Genomic DNA, 16,892 nt, shown 5'->3' on the forward strand with positions numbered 1-16,892 from the left:
GCCACGACATGGGCCTGCGTATCAACGACACCATCCCGAACCTGGCGGTCGAGACCGATCAGGGCACGATCCACCTGCATGACTGGGTGGGCGACTCCTGGGCGGTGATCTTCAGCCATCCCAAGGACTTCACCCCCGTCTGCACCACCGAGTTCGGGGCCGTGGCCCGTCTGGACGCGGAATGGAAGAAGCGCGGCGTGAAGGTGCTGGGCATTTCCGTGGACGGGGTCGAGGAGCACGTCCGCTGGAAGCAGGACATCAAGATCGCCGGCAGCGCCGAGCCGACCTTTCCCATCGCGGCGGACCACGACCTCGCCGTCTCCAAGGCCTTCGACATGCTCCCGGCCGAGGCCTACCTGCCCGAGGGACGCACCCCCAACGACACCGCGACGGTGCGCAGCGTCTTCATCATCGGGCCCGACAAGAAGCTGAAGCTGTCGATGACCTACCCGATGAGCGTGGGCCGCAACTTCTCCGAGATCCTGCGCGCCGTGGACGCGCTGCAGGCGGCCGCCAAGAACGGAATCGCCACGCCCGCCGACTGGCAGCCCGGCGATGACGTGATCATCCCCGTCGCGGTGTCGAACGACGACGCCCGCGCCAAGTTCGGCGACTTCGAGACGGTGCTGCCCTACCTGCGCAAGGTCAAGCTTCCGGCCTGAGGGGCCAGGCGGGGTCCGGTCAGGGCCCCGTCACGCCTCGGCGAGGGAGACGACCCGCGTGCCGACCGGCACCCGGTCGTAAAGGTCGATCATGTGTTCGTTGATGAGACGCGGGCAGCCCGAGGAGAAGCTTTGCCCCATCGTCCAGGGCTGCGGAGTGCCATGGATGCGGAACATCGTGTCGCGCCCATCCTGATACAGATACAGCGCCCGCGCCCCCAGGGGGTTCATCGCGTGCCCACCGGGCAGGCCGGTGCTAAATTTGCCGTAAACCTGGGGTTCATAGGCGATCATCTCGGCCGTCGGACGCCAGGCCGGCCATTCGGCCTTGCGCGCCACATGGGCCACGCCGTTGAAGTTGCGCCCCGGCGCGCCGACCGCGATCTTGTAGCGCCGGGCCAGTCCGTCGGCCACCGTGAGGTAAAGCCAGGTGCCCGGCACGTCCACGTGGATCTCTCCGACCGGGACGCCCGGCTTGATCTCCACCTCGGTGGGCAGCCAGTCGTTCGGGATACGCACGACCTGCTGCGCGAGGGCGGGCGCGGCAAGAAGGCTCGCCGCCGCAGCGACGAGAAAGCTTCGACGAGTCGTCATGATGGCCTGTTGTCTTTTGTTTTCTGCTCGGGGTCGTTCTACCCCAGGGCAAGGCCAAAGATCGTTACGTCATGCGGGCAGATTGCGAATTTCGCAGGACCGTTGCCGATGCGCGACCCTCAGTAGGCGTAGGCCCGGGATCCGAGCGGCACGCGGTTGAATAGGTCGATGACGTGGCTGTTGTACATGCGGAAGCAGCCGTTCGACGCCTGATGCCCGATCGAGCTCGGGTCGAGCGTGCCGTGGATCCGGATGGCTGTGTCCCGGTCGCCCTGGAAGAAGTAGAGCGCCCTCGCCCCCAGCGGGTTGTCCGGGCCCCCAGGCATCCCGTCGGCGTATTTCTCGTAGCGTTCGGGGTGCCGCTCGATCATCTCGTCGGTAGGCCGCCAGGAGGGCCATTCGACCTTGCGCCCGATCACGGCCTGCCCGTGCCAGTCCAGCCCTTCCGTTCCCACGGCCACGCCATAGCGGATGGCGTAGCCCCCGGGGAGGATGAAGTAGAGGTGGTAGCTTTGCGGGACGATGTGGATGTCGTTGGGCACGAGGCCGGGGGCTACCTGAACCACGCGGGCGCGGTAACGGTCGGGAATCTCGAAGTCCCCGTCGAAGGCGGGCGGCAGCGACATGGACGCCTGAACGGCCTGCGGTCCGATGTCGAGCCGCAGGGGACCGGGATCCTCGATCAGCGGCGCCGCGGCCGAGACGAGTTCCTGCGCGGCGACCTGGCCGGCGGCAAGGACCAGCGCCGAGGACGCAATGAAACGGCGGCGGGTCAGCATCAGCGTGACTCCCCTTTGGCATGCTGCGGTTTCGAAAGGGTAAACAGGCAGTTTCGCAAGCGCGGACCGCCGGTGGGCGGAAGGCTACAGTCTGAGGCCCTGATCGGCAATCGCCCGGACCGTCGCCCCGAGAGCCTGTGTTCCCAAGGTCACATCGGGGGCGTCTGGCCATCGCCCAGGCATCATGGCTAAGGTGCCCGGGTCCGCAGCCAGCCCTATCATGGCCACTCTCATGTCCGACCGCCGTCCCGTTCGCCACCTTGTCCGGCTGGCCGCCCTGCTGCTCGGGCCGGGCCGGGCGCATCGGGGCGATCTTTGGCCGGGCCTGGCCATCGACCGCCTCTCGGGCCGCGTGCGGTGGCGGGGCAGGGACCTGCTGACCCTGTCGCGCTTTGCCGACATCGTGCCGCCCGGCATGGCCCGGATCGCGATCGTCGGCTCCGGCCCTTCCCTCGCCCGTCAGCACCCCGAACGCTTGGAGAGTGGTGCCACCATCCTCCTGAACGGGGCTGCGAGCCTTGCCGCGCGGCTGCCGCCCCTTGCCGTCGCGGTAGAGGACGAACGGTTTGTCATGCGCCATGCCCCGATGCTGGCCAGCCTTCCGCGCGAGGTGCCGTTGATGCTGTCGGCCGCCGCGATGCGGGCGCTGGCCGAACACAACGCGGACCTGCTCCGCGGTCGGCGCGTCGCGCTGATCGACAACCTGCGCCGCCCCTTGGGCGCGGCCCGCCGCGATCTCGACGATCCGGCTCTCGATGGCATCCTTGCGCGTGGCGCAAACGGGGCGGCCCTGTCGCGCGACCCCGACCGGGGGGTGATCATCACCGGCACGGTGGCCTTCACCGCCCTTCAAGTGGCGCTGGCCGCGGGCCCCGCCGCGATCCTGCTGGCCGGGATCGACCTCGGCAATGCCGACGCCCAGCCGCGTTTCTACGAGGAAGCCGGGAAGGCTGCGCCGTCGGGCCTCGTGAAGGGGATGCCGCGCATCCTTGCGGGATTCGCCCTAGCGCGCGAGGTCGCAGGCCGCGAGGGTGTCCGGCTGTCCTGTGCATCCCCGGTCTCGGCGCTGCTGGGCCTGGGCTACGACCGCGACGGAGTTCTGGACTGATGCGCCTGCCCTGGAGCACGCCGCGCCCGATCCGCGATCTGATCGTCGTCCCGCCCGAGCCCGAGCCGGGGCGCGGGGGACTCGCGGTGGTGGCGATCATACGCAACGAGGGACCCTATCTGCGGGAATGGGCGCTCTTCCATCTGGCGGGCGGGGTGAGGCGCTTCATCGTCTATGATAACGGCAGCACTGATGACGGCGCCAGAGTCCTGCATGACACGCTGGGGCCGGACCGGCTGACGCTGCTGCCCTGGCGGCTTGCGGGGGCCGACCAGGACACGGGCCGGCCGCTCCATCCCCAGATCCTCGCCTATGCCCATGCCCTGCAGTGCTTCGGTGGCGCGTTCGCGCGCATGACCTTTCTCGACATCGACGAGTTTCTGGTCCCGGTGGAGGCCGACAGCATCGAGGCCGCGCTGCAGGCGACCGGTGGGCACCCGAACGTGTCGCTGCCCTGGGTGCATTTCGGCTTCTGCGGCAACGAGACCCCGACCCGCACCATCGTCGAAGGCTACCGCGACCGCTGCGCCGACCTGTCGGTCGAGCTGAACTTCAAGTTGGTGCTCGATCCTTGCGAAGTGACGGCCCTGAGCGTCCACCGCGCCCGCACGCGCAGCCATGGCGACGAGACGGTGAACGACCAGGGCGTGAGGACGGACTACCGGGGTCGGAAGGACCCAGCTGTCCTGTCTTGCCGACATCTCCAGATGAATCACTACTTCACCCGCTCCAGGCAGGAGTTCGAGGCGAAACTGGCGCGCGGCAGCGCGGCGGCCAAGACGGGCCAGAGCTATGCGCGCAAATCGCGGGCCAAGGCCCAGGCCATCTCGGGGCGGACCGAGCCTTGCCTGCGTGCCCTGGAGTTCGCCCGCCGAAAGGGTCTCCTGACATGAAAAACCCCGGCACATGGCCGGGGTTGATCCGTCATTGAAGGTTTGGCCCGATCACTCGGCGACCGGCGCCTCTTCCTTGGCCATTTCCTTGCCGGTCTCCTGGTCCACGACCTTCATGGACAGGCGGACCTTGCCGCGATCGTCAAAACCCAGGAGCTTGACCCAGACCTCCTGGCCTTCCTTGAGCGCATCCGACGGATGGTTCAGGCGGCGGTTCTCGATCTGGCTGACATGCACGAGGCCGTCGCGCTTGCCGAAGAAGTTCACGAAGGCGCCGAAGTCCACGATCTTGACGACCGTGCCCTTGTAGACGCCGCCTTCTTCGGGCTCCGCCACGATCGAATAGATCATGTCATAGGCCTTCTTGATGGCATCGCCGTTCGAAGACGCGATCTTGATCGTGCCGTCGTCGCTGATGTCCACCTTGGCGCCCGAGGTTTCCACGATCTCGCGGATGACCTTGCCGCCCGAGCCGATGACTTCCCGGATCTTGTCGGTCGGGATGGTCATGGTCTCGATGCGCGGGGCGTACTCCGAGAAGCTGTTGGCCGAGGTGAGGGCCTTGGACATCTCGCTCAGGATGTGCAGCCGGCCAGCCTTGGCCTGCTCCAGCGCCTTGCCCATGATCTCGGGCGTGATGCCCGCGATCTTGATGTCCATCTGGAGCGAGGTGATCCCCGCTTCGGTGCCCGCGACCTTGAAATCCATGTCGCCGAGGTGGTCTTCGTCACCCAGGATGTCGGTCAGCACGGCCCAGGAGCCGTCGTCCTCCATCACGAGGCCCATGGCCACGCCCGCGACCGGCGCCTTGAGGGGCACGCCCGCGTCCATCATCGACAGCGACCCGCCGCAAACCGAGGCCATCGAGGAGGAGCCGTTGGACTCGGTGATCTCGGAAACCAGGCGGATGGTGTAGGGGAACTCGGTCGCCGGCGGCAGGACCGCCTGCAGCGCCCGCCAAGCGAGCTTGCCGTGCCCGATCTCGCGGCGGCCCGGAGAGCCCACGCGGCCCACTTCGCCCACCGAGTAGGGGGGGAAGTTGTAGTGCAGCAGGAAGTTCTGCTTGGAGTTGCCGTGCAGCGCGTCCACGAACTGCTCGTCGTCGCCCGTGCCCAATGTGGTCACGACAAGGGCCTGCGTCTCGCCGCGCGTGAACAGCGCCGAGCCATGGGTCCGGGGCAGGAGCCCGGTTTCGGACACGATGGGCCGGACCACGTCCAGCGAGCGCCCGTCGATGCGACGGCCGTTCTTCACGATGTCGCCGCGCAGGACGCTCGACTCGAGGGCCTTGAGCGCCGGCCAGAGGTTCGGGTCGGCCCGCTCCTCGTCGGTCAGGCCCGCCTTGATCTCGTCGATGGCGGCGTCGATGGCGGCAACGCGGTCCTGCTTGATGCGAATAGCGAACGCTTCGCGCATGCGCGCCTCGCCCAGGGACTTCACGCGGGCCGAAAGCGCCGAATAGTCCACCGGCTCGAAGTCGAAGGGCTCCTTGGCGGCCTCTTCGGCGAGATCGATGATCAGGTCGATCACCGGCTGGATCTGCTGGTGGGCAAAGACCACCGCGCCCAGCATCTCTTCTTCCGAAAGCTCGTAGGCTTCGGACTCGACCATCATGACCGCGTCCTTGGTGCCGGCCACCACGAGGTCGAGGCGCTGCTCGGGGTTCGAGCGCAGGGCCTGCATGTCGTCCACGGACGGGTTGAGCACGTATTGGCCGTTCACGAAGCCCACGCGCGCGGCGCCGATGGGCCCACGGAAGGGCGCGCCCGACAGCGTCAGCGCCGCCGAGGCCGCGATCATCGCCACCACGTCGGGCTCGTTCACGAGATCATGGCTCAGCACGGTGCACATCACGAGCACCTCGTTGCGGAAGCCCTCGACGAAGAGCGGCCGGATCGGACGGTCGATCAGGCGCGACGTCAGCGTCTCCTTTTCGGAGGGGCGCGCCTCGCGCTTGAAGTAGCCGCCCGGGATCTTGCCGGCGGCGTAGAACTTTTCCTGGTAGTGCACGGTCAGGGGGAAGAAGTCCTGGCCCGGCTTCGCCGCCTTGGCGAAGGTCACGTTGGCCATGACCGAGGTCTCGCCCAGCGTGGCGATGACGCTGCCATCGGCCTGGCGGGCGACCTTGCCCGTTTCCAGCGTGAGCGTCTCGCTGCCCCACTGGATCGATTTCTTGAATTCGTTGAACATCGCATGTCCTTCCGGCGCGCCTTCGCGCCTCTTGCCCCCATTCATTCTCTCGTCCGAGGGGGCGGGTTTTCGGAGGGGCCGCATTGCCCCTGGCTCTGTGTCTGCGAGGCGGCGGTCGAGCCCGGCCGGCACCCCTTGGAAAAGGAAACCGCGCCCCCCGCGTTTGGTTTCGGGGGGCGCGGCTCGTGAACTCTTAGCGGCGCAGGCCCAGACGCTCGATCAGGGACTGGTAGCGGCCTTCGTCCTTGCCCTTGAGGTAGTCAAGGAGGCGGCGGCGCTGGGCCACCATCATCAGAAGGCCACGGCGGCCGTGGTTGTCCTTCTTGTGCGTCTTGAAGTGCTCGGTCAGCGTGGCGATGCGCGAGCTCAGGATCGCGACCTGCACCTCGGGCGAACCGGTGTCGCCGGGCTTGGTGGCGAAATCGGTGAGGATGCGGGCCTTGTCTTCGGCGGTGATCGACATCGGAGGATCTCCTGTAGGGTTCGTGTGACGGCGCAAGCCGGGATGTCGTCCAGCAAGGCCCGTCCCCCTGGGCGGCCCGGGGGGATTCCGGGCACATAGGCGCAAACGGGCCCGATTGAAAGGGCCAAGGTCGGGGCCAAGCTGGGGAGACGTCCGGGCGCGACCCGCATGGCCCTTGGTTCGGGAAGGACCTTGGTTCGCGCGGGGCGCCCGCCTAGTTAGGCCCAGCAAGGAGTGTGGTGCATGAGCGACTTTCTAGACGAGATCCGGTCCCGGCTCGACGGCATCCGCGCCGAGGGGCTCTGGAAGACCGAGGCGGTGATCGCCTCGCCCCAGCGGGCGCGGGTGACGGTGGACGGGCGCGAGGTGCTGAACCTGTGCTCGAACAACTATCTCGGGCTGGCCGACCATCCCACGCTCAAGGCCGCCGCCGCGCAGGCCATGGAGGATCGTGGCTACGGCCTGGCCTCCGTCCGGTTCATCTGCGGCACGCAGGACCTCCACAAGGCGCTGGAAGCGCGGGTGGCCCAGTATCTTGGCCTCGACGACGCCATCCTCTTCGCCGCCGCCTTTGACGCGAACGGCGCGCTGTTCGAGCCGCTGCTGACCGACGCGGACGCGGTGGTGTCGGACAGCCTGAACCATGCGTCGATCATCGACGGCATCCGGCTGTCCAAGGCGCGCCGCTTCCGCTTTGCCAACAACGACATGGACGACCTCGAACGCCAGCTTCGCGCCGCGCGCGAGGGCGGGGCCCGGCACATCCTGGTCGCTGTCGATGGCGTGTTCAGCATGGACGGGTTCTTTGCCGACCTCGCGGCGATGCGCGACCTGGCGGACCGCTACGGCGCGCTCCTCATGGTGGACGATTGCCACGCGACGGGCTTCGTGGGCGAGGCGGGGAGGGGCACCCCGTCCCGTGCCGGTGTCCAGGCCGACATCATCACCGGCACGTTCGGCAAGGCGCTGGGCGGGGCGCTGGGCGGCTTCGTCGCCGGGCCGCAGCCGGTCATCGACCTCCTGCGCCAGCGGGCACGGCCCTACCTCTTTTCCAACGCCCTGCCGCCCGCCATCACCGGCGCGGCGCTGGCGGCGCTCGACCTCGTGGAGGGCGAGGAAGGCGAGGGTCGCCGGGAGCAGCTTGCGACCAACGCGCGGCGCTGGCGGCAGGGCCTCAAGGCGCTGGGCTTCGACCTCCTGCCCGGCGAGCATCCCATCGTGCCTGTCATGCTGCATGACGCCCGCCTCGCGCAGGAGATGGCGCGCCGGCTCCTCGACCATGGGGTGCTGGCGACGGGCTTCTTCTACCCGGTCGTGCCGCAGGGTCGCGCGCGCATCCGCACGCAGATGAGCGCCGACCTGACCATCCGTGACCTTGATCAGGCGCTGCATGCCTTTGCCAAGGCCGGACGCGAGACGGGAGTCATCATATGAAGGCGCTGGTCAAGGAAGGCCCGGGCGAGGGTCTCGACCTCCGGGACGTCTCCGAGCCCGAGATCGGACCCGACGACGTGCTGATCAAGGTCCATAAGACCGGCATCTGCGGCACCGACATCCATATCTGGAACTGGGACGCTTGGGCCGCCCGCACCGTGCCCACCCCGCTTGTCACCGGCCACGAGTTCGCCGGAGAGATCGTGGCGCTGGGCCGCGACGTGACCGACCTCCATGTCGGCCAGCGCGTCAGCGGAGAGGGGCACCTGATCGGCAAGACCTCGCGCCAGAGCCGGTCGGGCCGCTTCCATCTCGACCCCGAGACGCGCGGCATCGGCGTCAACGAGCCCGGCTCCTTCGCGGAATACCTCCGCCTTCCGGCCTTCAACGCGGTCCCCCTTCCCGACACCATCGACGACGAGATCGGGGCGATCCTCGACCCCTTGGGCAACGCCGTCCACACAGCGCTCAGCTTCGATCTGATCGGCGAGGATGTCCTGATCACCGGCGCGGGGCCCATCGGCATCATGGCGGCGGCGGTGGCCCGCCACGTGGGCGCGCGGCATGTCGTCATCACCGACGTGAACCCCCTGCGGCTCGACCTCGCCGCGCAGGTGGCGGACGTGACGCCGGTGAACGTCGCGACCGAGGACCTGAAGGACGTGATGTCCCGCCTCCACATGGTCCAGGGCTTCGACGTGGGGCTGGAAATGTCGGGCTCTCAGGCCGCGCTCGACCAGATGGTCGAGTCTCTCGTCATGGGCGGGCGCATCGCGCTTCTGGGCATCCCGCCCGGAAAGAGCCCGGTGGACTGGAGCCGCATCGTCCTCAAGGCCCTCACCATCAAGGGGGTCTATGGCCGTGAGATCTTCGAGACCTGGTACAAGATGATCGCCATGCTCGAAAACGGCCTCGACGTGCGGAAGGTCATCACCCACCGCTTCAAGGCCGCCGACTACCGCCAGGGCTTCGAGGCCATGCTGTCGGGCCAAAGTGGCAAGGTCGTTCTCGACTGGACATGAGGTATCCCGTCACCCCGGACGGCCGCTACTTCGTGGTCCGGGGGCGGCTCTGGCGGATGTCGGACCCTTCGCTCGACCCGGACCGTCGCGAGGCGCTGGTTCGTGACCTGATGGCGGCCCGCCGTGCGGTCCGGGACGCCATGGGTGACCCCGAAGCCCTTGAAAAGGCCCGCGCCCGCGTGGACGCGGCCAAGCGCGCCCTGGGGGAACGCGGGCCGGTCTGGTGGACGGACGGCGCGCCGGACCTCAATCGCCGGATGGCCCGGACGACGCCCTATGCCGACTGGTTCGCGGCCCTTCCGGCGGCCTCCGCGAAGGGGTTCTGAGCCGGGCCGCGCTCAGGGTTCGTGGCTTAGTCCTCCTGGTGCGTGCCCCTTGTCCGGGCCTCCTGGTTGTCGCCCATGGGGGCGCTCAGGTCGCCGGTGTCGCGAAGGCCCCGCGCATCCTCCTGGATGTCGGTCTCCTGAAGACGGGCGCGGACGCTCTCGGGCAGGTCCTTGGCCCGCTTCAGGTCGTGCTCCGCCGGGAAATCCTCGCCCGCGTTGGGCACCTCGGTCTGCCGGCCGGGAAGCTGCCCCTGACCGCTCTTGTTGTGCGAACCTACCATGTTGCCGTCCTCCTCGCCGGGTTCCGCGGCCACGCCGGGGCGGGCCTTGCCCCCTGCAGGGGCCTCTTCCAAACGCGGGGGGCTGCGCTGCGTTCCGCGCGGGGACGGCCCCGGAACGCTTCGGGCCATCGCGGGTTCTCTGGAACTCCCGCCGCCGATGCGCCAGAACCCGGCCGCACTCCCCCTCGAGGACGCTCCGATCTTGACCTCCATCGCCCAACCCGTGACCTCCGCCCCGGGCTTCGGCTCGCGCCTGTTCCTGTCGGGGGCGCTGGCCTTCTTCGTCGCGGGCACGCTTCCCGCGCTTTATGGCGTGGCCCTTCCCATCTGGTCCGAACGGTTCGGCCTGGGCGAGGGCGAGGGGGGCCTGCTCCTGTCCGCGAACGGGGCGGGGGCCTTCCTTGCAGTCCTTTCGGGCGTCTTCGGGATTCCGGGCCTGGGCTCGCGGACGGGGCTCCTGGCCTTGGGGCTGGGCGCCATGCTCCTGTCGGTGGCGGGAACCTGGGGGCTGACGCTGGCCGCCGCCGTGGTCACGGGCTTCGGGTTCGGGCTGCTCACCACCTCGGTCAACCGCCGGTTCCTGGCGGGGTTCGGCGAGCGGGGGCCCGGCATGGTGGGCCTCGTGAACGCGGTCTACGGCCTGGGCGCGATCCTGTCGCCGCTGGCGTTCCTGCTGGCCGGGGGGCGGCCCGGCGCGGTCTTCCTGGGCACCACGGCGCTGGCGCTCTTCGCGCTGACCCTGGCCGAGCCGGACGAGGCCCCCGCCGCACGCGGCCTTCCCGACCTGAGCCAGCGCAGGCTTCTCGTCACCCTGTTCATCTTCGCGAACGGTCTGGTGGAGGGGATCTCGATCGGCTTCGGGGCCTCGGCGCTGATCGGGGTGGGCCTCTCGGCCCAGGCGGCGGCGCAGCTCACCTCGGGGTTCTTCGTGGCCTACCTGCTGTCGCGGGTCTCGCTCTACTGGCTGGCACATCGGATTCCGTCAGATCGTCTTTTCGTGATCGGGGCCGGGGGGGCGGGGCTCGCCATGGCTGTCGCCGTGCTTGGCGCTCCGGCGGTCGGCTATGTCGTCGCAGGGGCCTTCATCGGCCTGATCTTCCCGGCCTACTATGTCTGGGCCATCGGCATCCTGGGCGAGGACGCCCGCATGACTGCGGCGATCCTGACCATGGCGCTGCTGGGCAGCACCCTTGGCCCCATCGTGCTGCGGCCTATCCTCGCCGTGACCGGAGAGGAGGGCGTGTTCTGGATCGTTTCGGCCGCAGGACTCATGCTCGCGACATGCTTCGCAGCCCTGAAGGGGCGGGCCCGGGCCTTGGCTCCCGCCTCGGCTTGACCGAGGTGCCTGCGCTCCTGACCGTCCGGGGCGTCGAGAAGAGCTTCATGGGCCCCGACGGGCCCGTCCCGGTGCTGCGGGGGGCCGACCTCGACCTGTCCCGTGGCTGCACCCTGGCCCTGACCGGAGAGTCTGGCAGCGGCAAGAGCACGCTCCTGCATCTCATCGGCGGCCTGGACCGGCCCGACGGCGGCTCGATCCGGCTAGGCGACACCGAGGTCACCACGCTGGACGACCGGGGCCGCGCCCAGCTCCGCCGCGAGTCGGTGGGGGTGGTGTTCCAGCAATTCAACCTCGTCCCCTCCCTTGACGCGGGCGCGAACATCGCCTTCCAGGCCCGGCTCAAGGGCAACCGCGACCCGGCCTGGGAGCAGGAACTGGCGGAGCGGCTGTGCCTCGCGCCCCATCTGCACAAATACCCCGAGGAGCTGTCGGGCGGGCAGCAGCAGCGCGTCGCCATTGCCCGGACCCTGGCTGCCCGCCCGATCCTCGTGCTGGCCGACGAGCCCACGGGCAACCTCGACGAGGCGTCGTCGGGGGCGGTGCTCGACCTCATGATGCAACTGGTGGCCGAGACGGGGGCCGCGCTCCTGACCGTCACCCATTCGGAGCAGGTGGCCGAGCGGATGGACACCCGCGTCCACCTGCGCGGGGGGCGGGTCGCGTGATCGGAGCGGGCCTTCAGGCGCTCCTGTCCCATTGGCGGCGTCACCTGCTCCAACTCTTCACCCTGGTCGCGGGCCTCGCGCTCGCAACCGCGCTCTGGTCCGGCGTGCAGGCCATCAACGCCGAGGCCCGCGCCTCCTACGCCGAAGCCGCCGACACCCTCGGCGAGGGCCGCCTGTCGCGCCTCCTCCCGCCCGAGGGGGGCGTGATCGACCAGGCCACCTGGGTCGCCCTGCGCCGCGCGGGCTGGCTGGCGAGCCCCGTCGTCGAAGGGCGGCTGGGCGACGCGCGCCTCCTCGGCATCGACCCCCTGACCACCCCGGTCGATACCGGCCCCGTCGAGGAGGCCGACACCGCCGACCTCCAGGCCTTCCTGTCCGAGAGCGGCGCGCTGCTGGGGCGCGAGGAGGTGCTAGCCGACCTGCCCGACACCGGCGCGACGCTCATCGCCTCCGAGGACGCCGCCCCCGGCGCCGTTCTCACCGACATCCGCACCGCCCAGCGCATCCTGGGGGTGCAGGGCTTCACGAGCCTGATCCTCGCCCCTGACCAGCCCTTGCGGCAGGCTCCGCTGGCCGAGGTCGCGCCCGCCCTGCGCCTCGTGGTGCCCCAAGACGACACGGATGTGGGCGCGTTGACGGACTCCTTCCACCTCAACCTCACCGCCTTCGGCCTCCTGAGCTTCGCGGTCGGGCTGTTCATTGTCCACGGCGCGGTGGGCCTCGCCTTCGAGCAGCGGCGCGCGACCGTTCGCACCCTGCGCGCCATGGGAATGCCGCTGACTGTCCTGATCGGTCTGATGGCGCTGGAACTCGCGCTGCTGGCCTTGGTCGCGGGCGCGCTGGGGCTGGCCATGGGCTACCTGATCGCTGCGGCGCTGCTGCCGGACGTGGCGGGCACCCTGCGAGGCCTTTATGGGGCCGAGGTGGCGGGCACGCTTCGCTTCCGTCCGCTCTGGGCGCTGTCGGGCATGACCATCGCGCTCGCGGGGACGGCCGCTGCCGCCGCCAGCGCCTTTCGCAGGCTGGCCACGACGCCGCTCCTGGCCGGGAGCACCCGCCGCGCCGGGGCCCGCTGGGCCGCGCGCCGCGCGCTGCGTCAGGGGATCGCCGGGGTCGCCCTGCTGCTCGCCGCCCTGGCTATCGGGCTCTGGGGGCGGGGTCTCGTCGCGGGCTTCGCGACGCTGGGCTGCCTGATGATCGGAGGGGCGCTGCTCTTACCGCTCCTTCTCGACCGGGTACTGGCCTTGGGCCAACGCTTCGCGCGGCAGCCGCTGCCACAGTGGATCTGGGCCGACAGCCGGGCCGAGCTGCCCGGGCTGTCGCTGGCCCTGATGGCGCTCCTCCTCGCCATGGCGGCGAACGTCGGCGTTTCCACGATGGTCTCGAGCTTCCGCCAGACCTTTGTGGACTTCCTCGACCAGCGCCTCGCGCCCGAGCTTTACGTCGGCGTCTCGACCCCCGAGCAGGCCGAAGCGATGTTGGCCACCCTGCCTGAAGGGGTGCGCGCCCTCCCCATTGCCTCGGTGGAACGGACCCTCTCGGGCCTGCCATCCGAGGTGCAGATCCTGCGCGACGACCCGACCTACCGCGAGAACTGGCGCTTCCTGAACGCCGCGCCCGACCCTTGGGACCGGCTGGCGGCAGGGGAGGGGGTCCTCGTCAACGAGCAGCTGGCCCGCCGCGCGGGCCTGTCGGTGGGCGATCCCCTGGCCGTCACCGAGGCGCTCACCCTCCCCATCCTCGGCATCTACGGCGACTACGGGAACCCCGTCGGGCAGGCGATCCTGACCGAGCGGCTGTTCCGCGACACCTTCCCCGAGGTCGTCCCGCTCAGCTTCGGCCTGCGCGTCCCCCCCGAGGAGGTGCCGGCCCTGTCCGAGCGGCTGGTAAGCGATCTCGGCCTCGACCCAGAGCGGGTGGTGAACCAGGCGAACCTCAAGGCCATCTCGCTCGGCATCTTCGAACGGACCTTCACGGTGACGGGCGCGCTTAATGTCCTGACGCTGGCGGTCGCGGGCTTTGCGCTGCTGATGTCGCTCCTCACGCTGGCCAGCATCCGCCTGCCGCAGCTGGCCCCCGTCTGGGCGCTGGGCACCCGCCGCGCGACCTTGGGGCGGCTGGAACTCGTGCGGGCCGTGGGCCTGTCGGCGCTGACGGCGCTCGCGGCGCTGCCCCTCGGGCTCGCGCTGGCCTGGGTGCTGCTGGCGGTCGTGAACGTGGAGGCCTTTGGCTGGAAGCTTCCCATGTTCCTCTTCCCGCTGGACTGGCTGCGCCTGTTTGCCCTCGCGCTCCTGGCCGCCGCGCTGGCGGCAGCCTGGCCCGCCCTGCGCCTCGCCCGGGTGCCGCCTTCGATCCTGCTCAAGGTCTTTTCGGATGAACGCTAGGGCGCTTCTGCTGGCCCTTTGGCCGCTCGCCGCGCAGGCGCAGGGCTTCGCGGGCCTTGGCACCAGCATCGAGGGCTATGCCCTTCCGCAGCCGGGGACCGAGTTCGCCTTCCCGGCCGACCATGGCGCGCATCCGGCTTTCCGCATCGAATGGTGGTATGTCACCGCCAACCTGCAGGCCGAGGACGGGACGCCCTACGGCCTCCAATGGACCCTGTTCCGCAGCGCCCTCGCCCCCGGCGGGTCGGAGGAAGCGCAGGTCTGGATGGGCCACGCCGCCGTCACCACGCCCGAGGGGCACTTCGTCACCGAACGCCTCGCGCGGGGCGGCACCGGGCAGGCGGGGGTGGTCGCGGACCCCTTCGAGGCCTGGATCGACGAATGGCGGCTCGCGGGCGACGACCTCGAAACGGCCACCCTAAGCGCCCAGGGGCCGGACTTCGGTTACGACGTCACGCTCACCGCGCAAGGGCCCATCGTGCTCCAGGGCGATCAGGGCTACAGCGTGAAGTCCGAGGACGGGCAGGCCAGCCACTACTACTCACAGCCCTTCTTCGCCCTGGAGGGGGTCCTGCACCTTCCTTCGGGCGACGTCCCGGTCACCGGCAACGCCTGGCTCGACCGCGAATGGTCCTCGCAGCCGCTGGCGGACCGGCAAGTGGGGTGGGATTGGTTCTCGCTGTCCTTCGAGTCGGGCGAGAAGCTCATGGGCTTCCGCCTGCGCGCCGACGAGGGCGAGCCCTTCACCGCCGCGACCTGGATCGAGCCCGACGGCACGCCAACCCCCTTCCCCAACGGGGCCTTCGCCGCCGAGCCCCAAGATGACGCGACGGTGGCCGAGCGCGAGGTGCCGGTGGAGTGGCGCGTGACCCTGCCCGACCGGAACCTCGACGTGACCGTGCGGGCGATCAACCCGCAGGCCTGGATGGCGACCTCGGTCCCCTACTGGGAGGGGCCCGTGACGGTCACCGGCTCCCACGCGGGCGTGGGCTACCTGGAGATGACCGGCTACTGACGAAAAGGGGGAACCCCGGCCGGGATCCCCCCGCGACGCCTCAGGCCATGTCGAAGGCGAGCGCCTTGACCTGCTGGAACATGCCCGTACCGCGAAGCTTGTCTAGCACGGGCTCCGGCACCGGGTCGTCCACGTAAAGGATTGCGATGGCCTCGCCCCCGCGGGCCGAGCGGCCCAGGGTGAAGTTCGCGATGTTGACGCCGTTCTGGCCCATGGTCTGGCCCAGCGTCCCGATGATGCCCGGCACGTCCTCGTTGGTGGTGTAGACCATGTTCGCCCCGATCTCAGCGTCCACGGTGATGCCCTTGATCTGGATGAAGCGCGGCTTGCCGTCCGAGAAGACGGTCCCGGCGACCGACCGCTCGCGGGCCTCGGTGACCACGGTCACCTTGATATAACCCTCGAACATGCCCGACTGGTCCTGACGGGTGGTGGAGATCTGGATGCCCCGTTCCCGCGCGATCACGGGGGCCGACACGAGGTTCACGTCCGGGTTCGCCCGCCGCATGATCCCCGCGATCACCGCGCAGTTCAGCGCGGCAAGGTTCATGGTCGAGGTGATCCCGTCATACAGCACGTTGATCGCCTTGATCGGCTCGTCGGTCATCTGGCCCACGAAGTTGCCCAGATGCCCCGCGAGCTTGATCCAGGGGCCCATGACGCGGGCCTCATCGGCGGTCACGGACGGCATGTTGAGCGCGTTCGTCACCGCGCCGGTCAGCAGGTAGTCCGACATCTGCTCGGCCACCTGAAGCGCCACGTTCTCCTGCGCCTCGGTGGTCGAGGCGCCAAGGTGCGGCGTCACCACGACGTTGGGCAGGCCGAAGAGCGGCGAGTCCGTCGCGGGCTCCACGGCAAAGACGTCGAAGGCCGCGCCCGCGACATGGCCGGACTTCAGCGCCTCGGCCAGCGCCTCCTCGTCCACGAGACCGCCGCGCGCGCAGTTGACGATCCGCACGCCGGGCTTCAGCTTGGCGATGGCCTCGCGCGACAGGATGTTGCGGGTCTGGTCGGTCAGCGGCACATGCAGGGTGATGAAGTCCGCGCGACGCAGCAGGTCCTCCAGCTCCACCTTCTCGACGCCCAGTTGATTCGCCCGCTCCTCGCCCAGGAAGGGGTCGAAGGCGATGACCTTCATCTTGAGGCCGCGCGCCCGGTCGCAGACGATGCCGCCGATGTTGCCCGCGCCGATCACGCCCAGCGTCTTGCCGGTCAACTCCACGCCCATGAAGCGGGACTTCTCCCACTTGCCCGCGTGGGTGCTGGCGTTCGCCTCGGGGATCTGGCGGGCGACGGCCATCATCATGGCGATGGCATGCTCGGCGGTGGTGATGGAGTTCCCGAAGGGCGTGTTCATCACGATGATGCCCTTCTTGGACGCCGCCGGGATATCCACGTTGTCCACGCCGATGCCCGCGCGTCCGATCACCTTGAGGTTCGAGGCCGAGGCGAGCAGCTTTTCGGTGGCCTTGGTGGCCGAGCGGATGGCGAGGCCGTCATAGTTGCCGATCACGGCAAGGAGCGCGTCCTTGTCCTTGCCGAGCTTGGGTTGGTAGTCCACCTCGACGCCGCGATCCTTGAAGATCTGGACGGCAGCCGGGGAGAGTTCGTCGGAGATGAGCACGCGGGGGGCCATGAGGGGCTCCATGAATGGGGTGTCGGGGCTGGCGGGCTGAAGCCCGCCCGATGATGTTCGCGATGGGGTAGGGCGGGGTCGTCCGCCCGCCACTGGCGCTC

General features: G+C 69.4%; 16 protein-coding genes. 10 read left to right on the forward strand and 6 right to left on the reverse strand.

Going from position 1 to position 16,892, the window contains the following annotated elements:
- Positions 1-8: 8 nt before the first annotated feature.
- On the forward strand, positions 9-662 hold the full coding sequence (locus tag FHG66_RS14330; RefSeq protein ID WP_139077750.1) for a peroxiredoxin: 654 nt from the start codon (positions 9-11) through the stop codon (positions 660-662).
- Between the two features lie 30 nt (positions 663-692).
- Here the strand turns inward: FHG66_RS14330 and FHG66_RS14335 are convergent, their stop codons facing one another.
- Together FHG66_RS14335 and FHG66_RS14340 are read right to left on the reverse strand one after the other, a co-directional pair.
- Positions 693-1,256 (reverse strand): L,D-transpeptidase, encoded by a 564-nt coding sequence (locus tag FHG66_RS14335; protein ID WP_176556264.1) that lies wholly within the window; start codon positions 1,254-1,256, stop codon positions 693-695.
- Positions 1,257-1,375: 119 nt separating this feature from the next.
- Complete coding sequence (locus FHG66_RS14340; protein ID WP_139077752.1) at positions 1,376-2,035, reverse strand: L,D-transpeptidase; 660 nt, start codon at positions 2,033-2,035, stop codon at positions 1,376-1,378.
- 232 nt (positions 2,036-2,267) lie between these two features.
- Between FHG66_RS14340 and FHG66_RS14345 the strand changes: the two genes are divergently transcribed.
- Both FHG66_RS14345 and FHG66_RS14350 read left to right on the forward strand, forming a co-directional pair.
- The gene (locus FHG66_RS14345; RefSeq protein WP_246082615.1) at positions 2,268-3,143 is read left to right on the forward strand and encodes a glycosyl transferase; all 876 of its coding nucleotides are present in this window, start codon (positions 2,268-2,270) and stop codon (positions 3,141-3,143) included.
- The gene (locus FHG66_RS14350) at positions 3,143-4,036 is read left to right on the forward strand and encodes a glycosyltransferase family 92 protein (RefSeq protein WP_139077754.1); all 894 of its coding nucleotides are present in this window, start codon (positions 3,143-3,145) and stop codon (positions 4,034-4,036) included. The genes FHG66_RS14345 and FHG66_RS14350 overlap by 1 nt, the downstream gene beginning before the upstream one ends.
- Positions 4,037-4,087: 51 nt before the next feature.
- Here FHG66_RS14350 and pnp read toward each other — a convergent pair whose 3' ends face one another.
- Entirely contained in the window at positions 4,088-6,226 is a 2,139-nt protein-coding gene (pnp, locus tag FHG66_RS14355; RefSeq protein ID WP_139077755.1) for a polyribonucleotide nucleotidyltransferase, read from the reverse strand.
- A 193-nt stretch (positions 6,227-6,419) separates the two neighbouring features.
- Positions 6,420-6,689 carry a 30S ribosomal protein S15 gene (rpsO, locus tag FHG66_RS14360; protein WP_139077756.1) on the reverse strand — a complete coding sequence of 90 codons (270 nt, stop codon included), beginning with the start codon at positions 6,687-6,689 and terminating at the stop codon, positions 6,420-6,422.
- A 243-nt stretch (positions 6,690-6,932) separates the two neighbouring features.
- Here rpsO and kbl point away from each other — a divergent pair, with 243 nt between their 5' ends.
- The 3 genes from kbl to FHG66_RS14375 are packed head-to-tail and all read left to right on the forward strand — an operon-like array spanning position 6,933 to position 9,471.
- Positions 6,933-8,123 carry a glycine C-acetyltransferase gene (gene kbl / locus FHG66_RS14365; protein ID WP_139077757.1) on the forward strand — a complete coding sequence of 397 codons (1,191 nt, stop codon included), beginning with the start codon at positions 6,933-6,935 and terminating at the stop codon, positions 8,121-8,123.
- Positions 8,120-9,145: an L-threonine 3-dehydrogenase gene (tdh, locus tag FHG66_RS14370; RefSeq protein ID WP_139077758.1), complete on the forward strand. Its 1,026-nt coding sequence runs from the start codon at positions 8,120-8,122 to the stop codon at positions 9,143-9,145. The genes kbl and tdh overlap by 4 nt, the downstream gene beginning before the upstream one ends.
- Positions 9,142-9,471, forward strand: coding sequence for a hypothetical protein (locus FHG66_RS14375; RefSeq protein WP_139077759.1), 330 nt, complete (start codon positions 9,142-9,144; stop codon positions 9,469-9,471). The genes tdh and FHG66_RS14375 overlap by 4 nt, the downstream gene beginning before the upstream one ends.
- Positions 9,472-9,497: 26 nt before the next feature.
- Here FHG66_RS14375 and FHG66_RS14380 read toward each other — a convergent pair whose 3' ends face one another.
- Positions 9,498-9,881 carry a hypothetical protein gene (locus tag FHG66_RS14380; RefSeq protein ID WP_176556265.1) on the reverse strand — a complete coding sequence of 128 codons (384 nt, stop codon included), beginning with the start codon at positions 9,879-9,881 and terminating at the stop codon, positions 9,498-9,500.
- Positions 9,882-9,954: 73 nt separating this feature from the next.
- Between FHG66_RS14380 and FHG66_RS14385 the strand changes: the two genes are divergently transcribed.
- Genes FHG66_RS14385 through FHG66_RS14400 form a run of 4 tightly spaced genes read left to right on the forward strand, consistent with a single transcriptional unit; the run spans position 9,955 to position 15,155 of the window.
- Positions 9,955-11,088, forward strand: coding sequence for an MFS transporter (locus FHG66_RS14385; RefSeq protein WP_139077761.1), 1,134 nt, complete (start codon positions 9,955-9,957; stop codon positions 11,086-11,088).
- Positions 11,089-11,135: 47 nt separating this feature from the next.
- Positions 11,136-11,756 carry an ABC transporter ATP-binding protein gene (locus tag FHG66_RS14390; protein WP_246082618.1) on the forward strand — a complete coding sequence of 207 codons (621 nt, stop codon included), beginning with the start codon at positions 11,136-11,138 and terminating at the stop codon, positions 11,754-11,756.
- The gene (locus FHG66_RS14395; protein WP_139077763.1) at positions 11,753-14,140 is read left to right on the forward strand and encodes an FtsX-like permease family protein; all 2,388 of its coding nucleotides are present in this window, start codon (positions 11,753-11,755) and stop codon (positions 14,138-14,140) included. The genes FHG66_RS14390 and FHG66_RS14395 overlap by 4 nt, the downstream gene beginning before the upstream one ends.
- Positions 14,130-15,155 carry a lipocalin-like domain-containing protein gene (locus FHG66_RS14400; protein WP_139077764.1) on the forward strand — a complete coding sequence of 342 codons (1,026 nt, stop codon included), beginning with the start codon at positions 14,130-14,132 and terminating at the stop codon, positions 15,153-15,155. The genes FHG66_RS14395 and FHG66_RS14400 overlap by 11 nt, the downstream gene beginning before the upstream one ends.
- 40 nt (positions 15,156-15,195) lie before the next feature.
- Here FHG66_RS14400 and serA read toward each other — a convergent pair whose 3' ends face one another.
- Positions 15,196-16,791 (reverse strand): phosphoglycerate dehydrogenase, encoded by a 1,596-nt coding sequence (gene serA / locus FHG66_RS14405; RefSeq protein WP_139077765.1) that lies wholly within the window; start codon positions 16,789-16,791, stop codon positions 15,196-15,198.
- Positions 16,792-16,892 lie beyond the last annotated feature (101 nt).

Source organism: Rubellimicrobium rubrum (assembly GCF_006152115.1).
Classification (GTDB): Bacteria; Pseudomonadota; Alphaproteobacteria; order Rhodobacterales; family Rhodobacteraceae; genus Rubellimicrobium; species Rubellimicrobium rubrum.